This window comes from Streptomyces celluloflavus (genome assembly GCA_000720995.1).
Taxonomy (GTDB): Bacteria; Actinomycetota; Actinomycetes; order Streptomycetales; family Streptomycetaceae; genus Streptomyces; species Streptomyces celluloflavus.
Genome location: JOEL01000001.1, coordinates 109694 through 124413 on the forward strand (window position 1 = coordinate 109694; position 14720 = coordinate 124413).

9 protein-coding genes are annotated in these 14720 nt (G+C 72.7%); 3 read left to right on the top strand and 6 right to left on the bottom strand.

Going from position 1 to position 14720, the window contains the following annotated elements; translation table 11 throughout:
- Window positions 1-117 precede the first annotated feature (117 nt).
- Complete coding sequence (locus IH09_RS00440) at window positions 118-909, top strand: metal-dependent hydrolase (protein WP_052853180.1); 792 nt, start codon at window positions 118-120, stop codon at window positions 907-909.
- A 93-nt stretch (window positions 910-1002) separates the two neighbouring features.
- Here IH09_RS00440 and IH09_RS00445 read toward each other — a convergent pair whose 3' ends face one another.
- Together IH09_RS00445 and IH09_RS00450 are read right to left on the bottom strand one after the other, a co-directional pair.
- Window positions 1003-2784 (bottom strand): ABC transporter ATP-binding protein, encoded by a 1782-nt coding sequence (locus IH09_RS00445; RefSeq protein ID WP_052853181.1) that lies wholly within the window; start codon window positions 2782-2784, stop codon window positions 1003-1005.
- The gene (locus tag IH09_RS00450) at window positions 2781-4655 is read right to left on the bottom strand and encodes an ABC transporter transmembrane domain-containing protein (RefSeq protein WP_052853403.1); all 1875 of its coding nucleotides are present in this window, start codon (window positions 4653-4655) and stop codon (window positions 2781-2783) included. The genes IH09_RS00445 and IH09_RS00450 overlap by 4 nt, the downstream gene beginning before the upstream one ends.
- A 394-nt stretch (window positions 4656-5049) precedes the next feature.
- Here IH09_RS00450 and IH09_RS00455 point away from each other — a divergent pair, with 394 nt between their 5' ends.
- Window positions 5050-5817: a L,D-transpeptidase family protein gene (locus IH09_RS00455; RefSeq protein WP_052853182.1), complete on the top strand. Its 768-nt coding sequence runs from the start codon at window positions 5050-5052 to the stop codon at window positions 5815-5817.
- 172 nt (window positions 5818-5989) lie between these two features.
- Here the strand turns inward: IH09_RS00455 and IH09_RS00460 are convergent, their stop codons facing one another.
- The 3 genes from IH09_RS00460 to IH09_RS00470 all read right to left on the bottom strand — a co-directional run bounded on the left by IH09_RS00460 (window position 5990) and on the right by IH09_RS00470 (window position 11348).
- Window positions 5990-7441 (bottom strand): Gfo/Idh/MocA family protein, encoded by a 1452-nt coding sequence (locus tag IH09_RS00460; RefSeq protein ID WP_052853183.1) that lies wholly within the window; start codon window positions 7439-7441, stop codon window positions 5990-5992.
- A 396-nt stretch (window positions 7442-7837) separates the two neighbouring features.
- Window positions 7838-10795 carry an FAD-binding and (Fe-S)-binding domain-containing protein gene (locus tag IH09_RS00465; protein ID WP_052853184.1) on the bottom strand — a complete coding sequence of 986 codons (2958 nt, stop codon included), beginning with the start codon at window positions 10793-10795 and terminating at the stop codon, window positions 7838-7840.
- 94 nt (window positions 10796-10889) lie between these two features.
- Window positions 10890-11348 carry a MarR family winged helix-turn-helix transcriptional regulator gene (locus IH09_RS00470; protein WP_052853185.1) on the bottom strand — a complete coding sequence of 153 codons (459 nt, stop codon included), beginning with the start codon at window positions 11346-11348 and terminating at the stop codon, window positions 10890-10892.
- Between the two features lie 127 nt (window positions 11349-11475).
- Here IH09_RS00470 and IH09_RS00475 point away from each other — a divergent pair, with 127 nt between their 5' ends.
- Window positions 11476-13284, top strand: a complete 1809-nt coding sequence (locus IH09_RS00475) for an ABC transporter ATP-binding protein (RefSeq protein WP_052853186.1) — start codon at window positions 11476-11478, stop codon at window positions 13282-13284.
- 112 nt (window positions 13285-13396) lie between these two features.
- On the opposite strand, the gene IH09_RS00480 is transcribed toward IH09_RS00475, so the two are convergent.
- Window positions 13397-14602 (bottom strand): GDSL-type esterase/lipase family protein, encoded by a 1206-nt coding sequence (locus IH09_RS00480; RefSeq protein WP_052853187.1) that lies wholly within the window; start codon window positions 14600-14602, stop codon window positions 13397-13399.
- Between the last annotated feature and the right edge of the window lie 118 nt (window positions 14603-14720).

A 14720-nucleotide genomic window follows, 5' to 3' on the forward strand; every position in this document is an offset into this window, starting at 1 on the left:
ACCCCCGCGGCCCACAGTGATCATCTGAGGTTACGCTGAGTCGCCGACCACGCGGCAGCCGCCGGAAGCGGCAGCGGGCGGCGCGAGAACCGAGAGAACAAGGGGTGGGGAACAACCATGATGGGACCGGCGCACTCGCTGTCCGGGGCCGCGGCCTGGCTGGGGGTGGGGGCGGCGGCCTATGCCGCCGGACATCCGATGCCCTGGCCGGTGCTCGTCTGCGGAGCCCTGATCTGCGCCGGAGCGGCGCTCGCCCCCGACCTCGACCACAAGTCCGCCACCATATCGCGCGCCTTCGGACCGCTTTCGGGGATGCTGTGCGGGGTGGTCGACACCCTCTCGCACGCGGTCTACAAGGCCACCAAGACGCGCGGTGACGCGCACCGTTCGGGCGGGCACCGCACGCTCACCCACACCTGGGTGTGGGCGGTACTGATCGGCGGCGGGATGTCGCTGCTGGCGACGGAGGGCGGCCGCTGGGCGGTCCTCGGCATCCTCTTCGTCCATATGGTGCTCGCCATCGAGGGGTTGCTGTGGCGGGCGGCGCGGGTCTCCAGCGACGTCCTGGTCTGGCTGCTGGGCGCGGCGACGGCCTGGATCCTGGCCGGCATCCTCGACCAGCCGGGCAACGGCGCGAACTGGCTCTTCGAAGCGCCGGGACAGGAGTACCTCTGGCTGGGCCTGCCGATCGTGCTCGGCGCGCTGGTGCACGACCTCGGCGACGCCCTGACGGTCTCGGGCTGCCCGGTCTTGTGGCCCATTCCGATCAAGGGCAAGCGCTGGTACCCGCTCGGTCCGCCCAAGGGGATGCGCTTCCGGGCCGGCAGCCGGGTGGAGCTGAAGGTCCTGATGCCGGTCTTCCTGCTGCTGGGCTGCCTGGGCGGACTGGGCGCCCTCGGCTACCTCTGACCGGCACCAGCGCGCCCCGGCCACCGGAGTACCGGCGGCCGGGGCGCGCTCGTGTCCGCACCGGCGCGACGGTGCGGTCGCGCCGGTCCGCCGTCAGCCGTGCCAGGAGCGCCAGAGCGCCGCGTAGGCCCCGCCGGCGGTGACCAGTTCCTGATGGCTGCCCAGCTCGCTGATCCGGCCCTCCTCGACCACCGCGATCACATCGGCGTCGTGCGCGGTGTGCAGCCGGTGCGCGATCGCCACGACCGTACGGCCGTCCAGCACCTTGCCGAGCGAACGCTCCAGGTGCCGCGCCGCCCGCGGGTCGAGCAGGGACGTCGCCTCGTCCAGCACCAGGGTGTGCGGATCGGCGAGCACCAGCCGGGCCAGCGCGATCTGCTGGGCCTGTGCCGGCGTCAGCGCCCGGCCGCCCGAGCCGACCTCGGTGTCCAGCTCCTCGTCCAGCGCCCGCGCCCAGCCGTCGGCGTCCACCGCGCCGAGCGCCGCCCACAGTTCGGCGTCGGCCGCGTCCGTGCGGGCCAGCAGGAGATTGTCCCGGAGCGAGCCGACGAAGACATGGTGCTCCTGGTTGACCAGCGCCACATGCTGACGGACCCGCTCGGCGGGCATCTCGGACAGCTCGGCCCCGCCGAGGGTGACCGTGCCCGTCCGCGGCCCGTAGATACCGGCCAGCAGCCGGCCCAGCGTGGACTTGCCGGCGCCGGACGGCCCGACCAGCGCCAGCCTGCTGCCGGGGCGGACGTGCAGCGAGACCTCGTGCAGCACGTCGACATCCGCGCGGTAGCCGAAGCGCACCTCGTCGGCGCGCATGTCCCGGCCGTCGGGGGACAGCTTGTCGTCCGCGGCCTGCGGTTCGATCTCCCGGACGCCGACGAGACGGGCGATGGACACCTGGGCCACCTGCAGCTCGTCGTACCAGCGCAGGATCATGCCGATCGGCTCGGACATCATCTGCGCGAGCAGCGCCCCCGTCGTCAGCTGGCCCGGGGTGATCCAGCCGTTGAGCACGAACGCGCCGCCGAGCAGCAGCACCGACCCGAGCAGCAGCACATGCGTCACATTGATGACGGGGAAGAGCACCGAGCGCAGATAGAGGGTGTACCGCTCCCACTGCGTCCACTCGCGCACCCGGCGCTCCGACTGCGCGATCCGCCGGGCACCGAGCCGGTGGGCCTCGATGGTGTGCCCCGCGTCCACGGTCTCGGTGAGCGCGGCGGAGACCGCGGCGTACCCGGCGGCCTCCGAGCGGTACGCGCTCGGCGCCCGCTTGAAGTACCAGCGGCAGCCGACGATCAGCACCGGCAGCGCGATCAGTACCGACAGGGCGAGCGGCGGCGCGGTGACGGCGAGCCCGCCCAGGAGCAGCGCCACCCACACCACGCCGATGGCCAGCTGCGGTACGGCCTCGCGCATCGCGTTGGAGAGCCGGTCGATATCGGTGGTGATCCGGGACAGCAGATCGCCGGTACCGGCCCGCTCCAGGACGCCCGGCGGCAGCGCCACGGACCGGACGAGGAAGTCCTCGCGCAGGTCCGCCAGCATCTGCTCACCGAGCATCGCCCCGCGCAGCCGGACGAGGCGGGTGAAGCCCGTCTGGAGGGCCAGCGCGAGGGCGAACAGCCCGATGGTGAGGCCGAGGTGGATGTCGCGGGCGCCGGCGGACAGGTCCTCGACCAGTCCGCCGAGGAGATAGGGACCGACCATCGACGCGATGACCGCGGCGGCGTTCACACTGACCAGCACGGTGAACGCCCGGCGGTGGCGGCGGACCAGGCCGCCGACGTAGGCGCGCACGGTGGCCGGTGAGCCGACGGGCAGGGTCGTGGCGGTCTGCGGGGCGTCCGGATCGTGCTCCGGCGGCGCCAGGCCGATCATGCGGTCTCCTCGATCTTGTCGTGCCGGGTGTCGCCGGCCGGTGCGGTGGTGGTGGCCATGGCCGGGTCCGCCGGCGCGTCGGCCGCCGCCTCGGTCTCCGTCTCGCGGGTGACGACGGCGCGGTAGGCGGGGTGGGTGCGCAGCAGTTCGCGGTGGGGTGCCCGTGCGACGACCTTGCCGTCGTGGAGGAACACCACCTGCTCGGCCCGGTCCAGCAGCAGCGGGCTGGAGGTGAGCACCACCGTGGTACGGCCCGTCCGGATCTCGCGCAGCCCGTCGGCGATGCGGGCCTCGGTGTGGGAGTCGACGGCGCTGGTCGGTTCGTCCAGCACCAGGACCTCCGGATCGGTGACCAGCGACCTGGCCAGGGCCAGCCGCTGCCGCTGCCCGCCGGAGAGCGACCGGCCGCGTTCGGTGATCCGGGTACGCATCGGGTCGCCGGAGTCGTCGACGGACGCCTGCGCCAGCGCGGTCAGCACATCGCCGCACTGGGCCGCCGACAGCGCCCCGGCCGTGTCCACCCGGCCGGATGCCGGTACGTCGAGGAGTTCGCCGAGCGTGCCCGAGAGCAGCACCGGGTCCTTGTCCTGGACGAGCACGGCGGTGCGGGCCGCCTCGCGCGGTACGTCGTCCAGCGGGGTGCCGCCGAGGAGGACGGACGGGGTCGCGGCAGCCTTCTGCGCTCCTTCGCCGCCTTCGACACCTTCGTCCTCGGATTCCGCGGGCTGTCCGCCGAGCCGCGCGGCGAGGCGGCCCGCGGCGTCGGGGTCGCCGCAGACCACGGCGGTCAGCCGGCCGGCCTCGGCGGTCAGGCCGGTGACCGGGTCGTGCAGATCGCCGTCGAGCGTCCCGTGGTCGGTGAGGCGGCCGCCGGCCGGGCGGCTCAGGGCCAGCAGCCGGGCGGTACGTTTCGCCGACGGCCGGGAGAAGGAGTAGGCCATCGCGATCTCTTCGAAGTGCCGCAGCGGGTAGAGCAGGAAGGCGACCGCGCTGTAGATGGTGACGAGTTCACCGATGGCGATCCGGCCGTCCTGGGCGAGCTGGACGCCGTACCACACCACCGCGATGAGCAGCAGCCCCGGCAGCGCGACCTGTACGGCCGAGATCAGCGACCACATGCGGGCGCTGCGGACGGCGGCCTTGCGCACCTCCTGGGAGGCGCTGCGGTAGCGGCCGAGGAACAGCTCCTCGCCGCCGATACCGCGCAGCACCCGCAGCCCGGCGACGGTGTCGGAGGCCAGCTCGGTGGCGAGCCCGGCCTTCTCACGCTGCGCGTCGGCGCGGCGGGTGGCGGGCGGCAGCATCGGCAGGACGGCCAGCGCCAGCACGGGCACGCCGATGGCCACCACGACGCCGAGGGCCGGCTGGTAGACGAGCAGGGCCACACAGACGCCGACCGAGGTCAGCGCGGCCGCCCCGAACCGGGAGATCGCCTCGACGAACCAGCCGATCTTCTCCAGGTCGCCGGTGCTGACGGCGACGATCTCACCGGCCGCCACCCGCCGGGTCATGGCCGAGCCCAGTTCCGTGGTCTTGCGGGCGAGCAGTTGCTGGACGCGGGCGACGGAGGTGATCCAGTTGGTGATGGCCGAGCGGTGCAGCATGGTGTCGCCGACCGTGACCAGGACGCCCAGCAGCGCCATCAGCCCGCCCGCCAGGGCCAGCCGGGAACCGTCGCGGTCCACGACGGCCTGCACGGCGATACCCACCGGAACCGGGAACGAGGCCACGGCCCCGGTGTGGACCAGCCCCCACAGCAGGGCCTTGGCCTGCCCGCCGAGCTGCTTCTTGTAGAGCCACAGGAGAAAACGGCCGCCCGTACGGACGTCGGGGACGCCGGGGTCGGGATGCGGCAGGTCGCGAATGTGCATGATGTCCAAAGGCGTTGTCGTGGCGGGCGGAGAGCGGGGCGGCCGGAGACCGGGCGCGGCGGGTGGCGGGCGGGTGGGAATGGCAGGGCGGGAACGCGGGTAAGGAAGGGGAGCGCCGAAGGGCGTCCGGGCGTGCGGTGTCGCCCCGTCCCGGCCTGACGTACCCCGACCGGTACGGCTGCCGCTGCGGCCGCGCTGCCACACCCGACCGTTCCTGTCGGCACCTCCGCCGTCGTCGGCGGAGCATCATGGAAGGTTGACGCGCACGGCGGCCGATTTCAAACGGTTTTCCGCCGCAGGCGCATATCTCGGGAAAATCGTGTGCGACACGTACACAACGGGCAGGCGCCGGAACGGCGTCGGTCCGGCGGTGCGGCCTTGGGGAGTCAGACGGATGGCGGGTACGGCGGGCAGGGCGATACGGACGGCGGCTGTCGCCGCGGCGGGGCTGGTGCTACTGGCGGGCTGCGGGGGTGGTGCGGGTGGCGGCACGGGCGGCGCGGGCGGTAGCCGGGACGACGGTGCAGGGAAGGGAGAGAGCCCTGGCGATCCGGCCCACAGCGCGTCGGCCACCACCCATCTTAAGAACATCCCGGAGGTGGGGGCGAACCTGCGCTCACGGATTCCGGCCGATTCGCGTCAGGTCGTGGCGGTCTACGGCCGGGGCGCCGAGGCGGCCGACGTCACCGTCGTCCTCTATGACAAGGGCGCAAACGGCTGGGACCGCAAGGGAAGTTGGGCCGCGCACAACGGCAAGCGGGGCTGGACGACGGACCACCACGAGGACGACAGGCGCAGCCCCGTCGGCGTCTTCCCGCTGACCGACGCGGGCGGTGTTCTCGCGGATCCCGGCGCCAAACTGCCGTACACGCATTCGGCGGCGTTCACGCCACCCGCGTACTGGTCCCCGAGCACCCGGCACGACTTCGATTATGTCGTCGCGATCAACTACAACCGGGTCAAGGGGACCTCCCCGCTGGACGGGACGCGCCCCGAGGGGCAGTCCAAAGGTGGCGGGATCTGGCTGCACCTGGACCACGGAAGCGGCACCTCCGGCTGCGTGAGCGTCTCCCGGTCCGGGATGGTGGCGCTGCTGCGCGCGCTCGATCCGGCGCGGCATCCTGTGGTGGTCATGGGGGACAAGGCGCACCTTTTGCGCTGAATGTGCAACCTCTGTGCTGTAGGGGGTTGATGGTCCGGCCGACCCCGTCAAGCCGGTTGATCTGTCCGGTCCGGCCGCCCGTCTTTCCCGTACCGGCCCGGGAGCCGTGGGTGACCGGTCACGGGTCCCGGGTCCCGGCCGACGCGCGGCCGGGACCCGGAACGGTCCGTTCCTACTCGGCGGGCTTCTCCGAATCCACCCCCGTCCGGGCCTTCTTCCACAGCCCCCGGGTGAAGTCGGGGATCTCCTGCGGGGCGCCCTTCGCCTTGATCGACGCGTCGCTCAGCGGGACCGGCGCGGACCAGGTCGCCGCGTCGTAGATGTCGAAGTCCGGTACGAGGCCGAGCCGCATGCACTGCATCAGCCGGAACACCATCATGTAGTCCATACCGCCGTGTCCGCCCGGCGGGTTGGCGTGCTCCTTCCAGAGCCAGTGGTCCCACTCCGCGTACTTCGCGAAGTCGCCCCATTCGTCATCGTGCTGGTCGGGTTCGAGGTAGATCCGCTCGGGATAGTCCTCGAAGAGGCCCTTGGTGCCGCCGAGACTGTTGATCCGGCTGTAGGGGTGCGGGGTCGAGACATCGTGCTCCAGCCGGATCACCCGGCCCTTGGCGGTCTGGACGAGGCTGATCGTCCGGTCGCTCTCGATGTACGACTCCTTCCAGCTCGGGTCGTTCGCCGGCTTGTGTTCCTTGCGGTACTCGGCGAGCCCCAGCGCGGGCGTGCCGACGCTGGAGATCCGTACGACGCGGTCGCCGCGGTTGACGTCCATGTAGTTGGCGACCGGGCCGAAGCCGTGGGTGGGATACAGATCGCCGCGCAGCCGGGTGTGCCACAGCCGGCGCCACGGTCCCTCGTAGTACGCCGGGTCGAACATCAGGCCCCGCAGATCGTGGATGTACGCACCGGCGCCGTGCAGCAGCTCGCCGAACAGGCCCGCGTGCGCCATCCGCAGCACCCGCATCTCGTTCCTGCCGTAGCAGCAGTTCTCCAGCTGCATGCAGTGCCTGCGGGTGCGTTCGGAGAGGTCGACCAGTTCCCACAGCTGGTCCAGGCGGAGCGCGAGGGGACACTCCACACCGAAGTGCTTGCCGTTGCGCAGTGCCGTCCTGGCCATCTCGAAATGCCGGTCCCAGGGCGTGGCCGCGTAGACGAAGTCGAGGTCGCCGCGCTTGCACAGGTTCTCGTAGTCGTGATCGCCCTTGGTGTAGACGGCGGGCGCGGGCTGTCCGGCGTCGGTGACCTTCTTGGCGGCCCGCTCGGTCTTCTCCTTCACCGGGTCGCACAGCGCGACGACGCGGACGCCCGGCACCGCGAGGAAGAGGTCGATCATGCTGCCGCCGCGGTTGCCGAGACCGATGATGCCGACGCGTACGGTGCTGCGCCGTTCGAACGGCACCCCGATCATGGTTCTGCCGCGGGCCGCCGGTGCCGCGGCGGTACCGGCCGTCGCGGCGGCCGGTGCTCCGGGGACGGTCTCCCCGGGGGTGGCCGCCGCGGCGCGGCCGGCCGGGAGTGCGCCGAGCCCGAGTCCGGCGCCCGCCGCACCGGCGGTCCACAGGACCGAGCGCCGGCTGGGACCCGTCTCGTCGTGGTCGTGGTTCTGCGGATGTGCCTCGTTCATCGGTCCTCCTGGGGAACGGATGGTGCGCGGGGCATACGTGAACCTTGGAGAGGACCTTGACGGTTGGGTGGCCTGGGGCACAAGAGGGCCGATCGGACTCGTGGTGCGGGCGTCCGGTCCCGGACGCGCTCGGACCCGGTCCCGGACGAGGAGGGTGGACGCGCCCGGCGCCTCGGACGCCCTTGCCCTGCGGTACGGGTGACGGGGCGACAGGGTGGCAAGACGACAGGGCCGCGGGGTCACAGGGTGAACGACGACGGCGCTGCCGACCGTCACCTGGTCGGCAGCGCCGTCATCCCGCCTCCGGGCGTCAGGGGCCTGCTCACGGGCGTCAGGAGCCCGCCTCGTACTGCCGGTCCGCCCCGGCCCGGCGTGACGCCCCCGGAGCGGGGAGCGTCAGTGTGCCGCGCGGTCCGGGGCGGGGCGGGTCGCCCGTTCCAGCTCCAGGAGGACCGAGTAGTACCCCCGCCCGCCCGTCGCATGGTCCATGCCGACCTCGCACATGCGGTTCGCCGACAGATGTGCGTCGAAGTGCCGGGAGGTGACCTCGGCCGCCTCCTTGGCGGTGGCCGATTCGGTCAACTCCTTGTGCAGCATCCCGCGGTCGCCCGCGAAGGCGCAGCAGCCCGCGTCGTCCGGCACCACGACCTCCCGCGCGCATGCCTCGGCGACCTCGATCAGCTCCGCCTCGTCCCCCAGGTGCTGCATGGAGCAGGTGGGATGGAGCACCGCGGAGCCGGTCGTCCGCAGGATCTCCAGCTGCGGCAGCAGCTCCCGCGCGGCCCAGACGATGGAGTCGACGATGGTCAGCTCGGCGTGCAGGGCGCGGTTGTCGGGCGTCAGATGCGCCACCACCTCGTGGGCGATGCCGAGGGTGCAGGAGGAGGCGTCGACGACCAGCGGCAGCCGCCCGCCCGCCGTCCAGCCCCAGGCCGCCTCGACGATGCGGTTGGCCATCACCGCGTTGCCCCGCTCGTAGCCCTTGGAGTGCCAGATGGTGGCGCAGCAGGTCCCGGTCACGTCCGACGGGATCCACACCGGCTTGCCCGCCCGCTGCGACACCGCGACCACGGCCTCGGGGAGGGAGGGGCCGTGGAAGCCGGCCGGTTCGCCGAAGATGCGGTTCACACAGGCCGGGTAGTAGACGGCGGCCGCGCCGGTCTTCCGGGTGGCGGGCAGCCGGCGGGCCGCGGCGCCGGGGATCTGCGGCAGCCACTCGGGCACCAGATCGGGGCGGACGGCCCGGCGCGCGGCGCCGGTCACCGACGCCAGCAGCCGGTCGCCGATCCGGTCCGCGGCGGCCACCGCCAGCCGCGCGGACTTCTCGACGGCCGTGAAGTGCCGGGCGGCCTGCGCGGCGGTCCACTCCTCGCGCGGCGAGTGCCGCTGATGGCGGAAGTCGCGCATCATGGCGCCGGTGTCGATACCCACCGGGCAGGCCAGTTTGCAGGTCGAGTCGCCGGCGCAGGTGTCCACCGCGTCGTAGCCGTAGGACGCCAGCAGCTCACCGGTCACCGGGGAGTGCGGCGCCTGGCGCAGCATCTCGCGGCGCAGCACGATCCGTTGGCGGGGCGTGGTGGTCAGGTCCTCGCTGGGGCAGGTCGGTTCGCAGAAGCCGCACTCGATGCACGGGTCGGCGATCGCCTCGACCCGGGGGATGGTCTTCAGCCCGCGCAGATGCGCCCGGGGATCGCGGTCGAGGAGGACGCGCGGGGCCAGGATGCCGTGCGGGTCCACGAGCTCCTTGATCCGCCACATCAACTCCGTCGCCCGCGGCCCCCATTCGAGTTCCAGGAACGGTGCGATGTTCCGGCCGGTCGCGTGCTCGGCCTTGAGGGAGCCGTCGAAGCGCTCGACGGTCAGGGTGCAGAACTCGTCCATGAAGGCGGCGTAGCGGGCCACATCGTCCGGTCTGGCCGCGTCGAAGGCGAGCAGGAAGTGCAGATTGCCGTGCGCGGCGTGCCCGGCGACCGCCGCGTCGAAACCGTGCCGGGACTGGAGTTCAAGGAGCGCGACGCAGGCGTCGGCGAGCCGCGACGGCGGTACCGCGAAGTCCTCGGTGATCAGGGTCGTGCCGGACGGCCGGGAGCCGCCGACCGCCGTCACGAACGCCTTGCGGGCCTTCCAGTAGCCGCCGATGGTCTTGGCGTCCCGGGTGAAGGCGTTGGTGACGGAGGCGACCGGCGCGACCAGCTCCAGGTCCGCCAGCGCCCGTGCCGCGGCCGCCTCGTACGCCTGCTGGGCGGTCTCGTCCGGCGCCCGGAACTCCACCAGCAGCGCGGTGGTCTCCTTCGGCAGCTGCGCCCAGTCGGCCGGCACCCCGGCCACGCTCACCGACGCGCGCAGCGTGTTGCCGTCCATCAGCTCCACGGCCCGCGCGCCCGCCTCGGTGAAGCGCGGTACGGCGGCGGCCGCGGCGCGCAGCGAGGGGAAGAAGAGCAGCGCGCTGGAGGTGTGCCGGTCCAGCGGCAGGGTGTCGAACACGGTCTCGGCGACGAAGCCGAGGGTGCCCTCGGAGCCGACCGCCAGCCCGCGCAGGATCTGGGTGGGCGTCGCACCGTCCAGGAAGGCGTCCAGCCGGTAGCCGTTGGTGTTCTTGATCTCGTACTTGGCGCGGATCCTGGCCACCAGCTCCGGGTCCGCCTCGATCTCGGCCTTCAGCGCGAGCAGCCCGGCGCACAGGGCGGGTTCGGCCTGCGCCAGCGCGGTGTCCGCGGCCGGGTCCGCGGTGTCCACGACGGTGCCCGAGGGCAGGACGAGGGTGACCGAGGCGAGCGTTCGGTAGGAGTTGCGGGTGGTGCCGGCCGTCATCCCCGAGGCGTTGTTGGCGACCACGCCGCCCAGGGTGCAGGCGATGGCGCTGGCCGGGTCGGGGCCGAGCAGTCGGCCGTACCGGGCGAGCGTGGCGTTGGCCCGCAGGACCGTCGTGCCCGGCCGGATACGGGCGCGGGCGCCGTCGTCGAGCACCTCGATACCGGTCCAGTGCCGGCGCACGTCCACGAGGATGTCCTCGCCCTGCGCCTGGCCGTTCAGCGAGGTGCCGGCCGCCCGGAACACGATGTTGCGGCCCTTGCCGTGGGCGTAGGAGAAGACCGCGGAGATGTCGTCGAGGTCCTCGGCCACCACCACGACCTGCGGGACGAAGCGGTACGGGCTGGCGTCCGAGGCGTAGCGGACCAGATCGGAGATCGTGTGCAGCACCTTCTCCGGGCCCAGCAGCGCGACGAGGTCGCCGAGCAGCGGCTCGGGGGTGCCGGACGCCTGCCCGTCGGGGACCCGGTCGGGCGAGGGGCCCGCGGGATGCGCCGTCGCGGCGGGCCGCAGGGCGGCGGGATCCGGCTCCAGCAAGGGCATGGCGGCACTCCTCCGGTCACTCCGGCGCCGGTCGGTCCGGCGCCGTTCACCACGGGCGGTCCACGGCCGGGCGGTACGCCGCCGGCCGTGGGGCTCAGTGGTACTTCCCCGGCCCGTCGACCAGGGTGGACAGCAGACCGCCGAGCTCCGCGCGCTGCGCGGCGGTCAATGGGGCAAGGATGTCCTCCGCGGCGGCCCTGCGCGCGCTGCGCAGCGCGCGCAGCGTCGACCGGCCGGTGTCGGTCAGCGCGATCCGCACCACCCGGCGGCTGGCCGGGTCGGGCACCCGGCGCACCGCGCCGTTCGCCTCCAGCGCGTCGACCAGTGTCGTCACCGCCCGCGGCACCACTTCGAGCCGCGCGGCGAGGTCGGTCATCCGCGGCGGGGTGTCACCGCAGTGGTCCACGATCCGCAGCACGCGGGACTGTGCGGGGGTGACGGCGATGTCCAGGTGTTTCAGATGGTGACGCTGCGCACGCTGCACCCGGCGGGTCAGCCGCACCAGCTGTTCGGCGAGGTCGGAGGTGCTGGTCGTCGGCTCGGTGGAGGACATGCGGGGAGAATAGCAGGACAAAGTTCATTGTGAGTATAGGTAACAATGAGCTAGGCTCCATGAAACCTTCCCGCCCGGCGGCACCGCTCCGTGCCCCTCCCCTCCCGCACCCCTCCGAAGGAGCCCATTGCGCAGCGACGAACCTCAGTGGACCCCGCCGCCCAAGGACCCGGAACAGCCGGTCCCGTTGCGGCGCATCCTCGCCCTTTTCCGCCCCTACCGCGGCCGGCTGGCCGTCGTCGGCCTGCTGGTCGGCGCCTCCTCGCTGGTCTCGGTCGCCTCGCCGTTCCTGCTGCGCGAGATCCTCGACGTGGCGATACCCGGCCGCCGCACCGGCCTGCTCACCCTCCTCGCCCTCGGCATGATCGTCACCGCCGTCACCACCAGCGTCTTCGGCGTGCTGCAGACCCTGCTGTCCACCACCGTCGGCCAGCGCGTCATGCACGATCTGCGCACCGCCGTCTACGCCAAGCTCCAGCGGATGCCGCTGGCCTTCTTCACCCGCACCCGTACCGGCGAGGTCCAGTCCCGGATCGCCAACGACATCGGCGGTATGCAGGCGACGGTCACCTCCACCGCGACCTCCCTGGTCTCCAACCTGACCTCCGTCGTGGCCACGGTCGTCGCCATGCTCGCCCTCGACTGGCGGCTGACCCTCGTCTCGATGCTGCTGCTCCCGCTCTTCGTCTGGATCAGCCGCCGGGTCGGCAACGAACGCAAGAAGATCACCACCCGGCGCCAGAAGCAGATGGCGAGCATGTCCGCGATGGTCACCGAATCCCTGTCGGTCAGCGGCATCGTGCTCGGCCGCACCATGGGCCGCGCCGACTCGCTGACCGCGAACTTCGCCACCGAGTCCGAGCGCCTGGTGGACCTGGAGGTCCGCGCCAATATGGCCGGCCGCTGGCGGATGGCCACCATCGGCATCGTCATGGCCGCCATGCCCGCACTGATCTACTGGGCGGCCGGCCTGGTCCTCCAGCTCGGCGGCCCCACCTTCTCCCTCGGCACCCTGGTCGCCTTCGTGACCCTCCAGCAGGGCCTGCTGCGGCCCACCGTCTCGCTGCTGACGACCGGTGTGCAGATGCAGACCTCCCTGGCGCTCTTCCAGCGGATCTTCGAATACCTCGATCTGCCGGTGGACATCACCGAACCCGCCGAGCCGGTACGCCTCGCCGCCCCGCGCGGCGAGATCCGCTTCGAGGACGTGACGTTCTCCTACGACCCGGAGGCGCCGCCCACCCTGCGCGGTATCGACCTGACCGTCCCGGCCGGCGGCAGCCTCGCCGTCGTCGGCCCGACCGGCAGCGGCAAGAGCACCCTGAGCCATCTCGTGCCACGGCTGTACGACGTGACCGGGGGCCGGGTCACCCTGGACGGCTCGGACGTCCGCGACCTCGACTTCGACACCCTCGCGCGCTCGGTCGGCGTGGTCTCCCAGGAGACCTACCTCTTCCACGCCTCGGTCGCCGACAACCTCCGCTTCGCCAAACCCGACGCCACCGACGACGAGATCGAACGGGCCGCCAAGGCCGCCCAGATCCACGACCACATCGCCGCCCTGCCCGACGGCTACGACACCCTCGTCGGCGAGCGCGGCCACCGCTTCTCCGGCGGCGAGAAGCAGCGGCTGGCCATCGCCCGCACCATCCTGCGCGATCCGCCCGTACTGGTCCTGGACGAGGCCACCAGCGCCCTGGACACCCGTACCGAACACGCCGTCCAGCAGGCCATCGACGCACTGTCCGAGGGCCGGACGACCCTCACCATCGCGCACCGCCTCTCCACGATCCGCGACGCCGACCAGATCGTCGTCCTGGACGGCGGCGAGATCGCCGAGCGCGGCACCCACGACGAACTTCTCGCCGCCGACGGCCGCTACGCGGCACTGCTGCGGCGCGACCGGCACGGCAGCGGGGTCGGCGGGCCCGGGTGAGGAAGCGGCGCGGTCCGTCGGCCGTCGACCGCCGCACCGTCGCCGGGGAGGAGCGCGCCCGCCGCCTGGCCGCGCCGCCCCGGACGGCCCGCGGCGTGCTGCGGCCGCGGGCTCAGAGCCCGGCGAGGTCGACGGCGTCGGCCATCGCGCGGTAGCCCGCGTCGCCGGGGTGCTTGCGGTCGCCGCTGTCGTAGGCGGGGGCGAGCGCGTCCGGATCGGCCGGATCGGCGAGCGCCGCGGCGAAGTCGGCGACCGCGTCGAACTCGCCCGAGGTGCGTATCCAGGCGTTGATCTCCCGGCGCTTCGCCTCGGCGGCCGGTGTGTGGTACTCCGACCCCTTGAACGGCATGATCGTGCCCCCGGTGACCCGCACGCCCGCCGCATGCGCCGCTCCGATCAACTCCCGGTATCCGGCGATCAGTTCGGCGACGGAGTTGTCCGGGTTCGGCTTGTACGTCGGCAGGTCGATCTCGCTGAACCCGATGTCGTTGAGCCCCACCAGCACGACCACGGAGCGGATGCCGGGCCGGTCGAGGACATCCCGCCGGAAGCGGGCGCCGGCCCGGTCGCCGAACCATGCCGAGTCGTTGAGCAGCAGATTCCCGCCGATGCCCGCATTGAGCACCGGGCGCGGGGTGCCTAGGTCGGCCAGCCGCTCGGCGAGCGCGTCGGAGTAGCGGCGGTTGCCGTCGATCGTCGAGGCGAACCCGTCGGTGATCGAATCGCCGAAGACCACCACCGTGTCCCGGCCCGCCGGGCCGCCGTCCGCCAGCTCGACCTCGGCGAGGTGGTACCAGGACACCGTCGTCTCGCCGAACACCGCCGGATCCACGGCCCCCAGCTGGTCACCCGCCGCGCGGTAGGCGGTGGCGAACGCCTGCGCGTGGAAGGTGGCCGGTCCGGTCGGCCGGGCGAAGTACAGCGACACCGTCAGCGACTCGAACGGCGCCACCCGCACCTCCGCGCCGTCGCTGGACACCTCGCCGCCCGCCGGGATACGTACCGACGCGGCGCCGTCGAAGGTCAGCCGGCGTTCCGTGCCCGGCAGCACCGCCGCCCCGTGGTCCGTCCGGGCGATGGTGGCGCCCGCCACCTCCAGCGGGGCGCTCCCGTAGCGGTGGGAGAGCCTGATCCGGGCCGAGGTGCCGCCGTTGGTGACCCGGACGACCTGGCGCACCGTCTGGTCCGCGAAGCCCTCCTCGGCCCAGTTCTTGTGGAAGCCGGTGCTGGGCCGCTGCACGGAAGCGGCCCAACCCGCCTGCCACTGCGGGCCGTTGCCCCGCTCGACCGCCGCCGTGCCGTCCGCGTTCCCGTTCATGATGCCGCCTCTCCGTCGGTGCGCTGTGCTGATGACGGAGAGTCTGCCGACCGGCGCGGGGGCTACCCAGCCCCCTGGGCTGCGTACGCCCCGGGTGCCTACCCCTGCCGGGGTCACC

Excerpts from the sequence above, each read along its gene's own strand:
- IH09_RS00470 (WP_052853185.1), bottom strand. The coding sequence starts at position 11,348 with ATGTCCTCCACCGAGCCGACGACCAGCACCTCCGACCTCGCCGAACAG.
- IH09_RS00440 (WP_052853180.1), top strand. The coding sequence starts at position 118 with ATGATGGGACCGGCGCACTCGCTGTCCGGGGCCGCGGCCTGGCTGGGG.
- IH09_RS00480 (WP_052853187.1), bottom strand. The coding sequence starts at position 14,602 with ATGAACGGGAACGCGGACGGCACGGCGGCGGTCGAGCGGGGCAACGGC.
- IH09_RS00455 (WP_052853182.1), top strand. The coding sequence starts at position 5,050 with ATGGCGGGTACGGCGGGCAGGGCGATACGGACGGCGGCTGTCGCCGCG.
- IH09_RS00450 (WP_052853403.1), bottom strand. The coding sequence starts at position 4,655 with ATGCACATTCGCGACCTGCCGCATCCCGACCCCGGCGTCCCCGACGTC.
- IH09_RS00445 (WP_052853181.1), bottom strand. The coding sequence starts at position 2,784 with ATGATCGGCCTGGCGCCGCCGGAGCACGATCCGGACGCCCCGCAGACC.
- IH09_RS00460 (WP_052853183.1), bottom strand. The coding sequence starts at position 7,441 with ATGAACGAGGCACATCCGCAGAACCACGACCACGACGAGACGGGTCCC.
- IH09_RS00465 (WP_052853184.1), bottom strand. The coding sequence starts at position 10,795 with ATGCCCTTGCTGGAGCCGGATCCCGCCGCCCTGCGGCCCGCCGCGACG.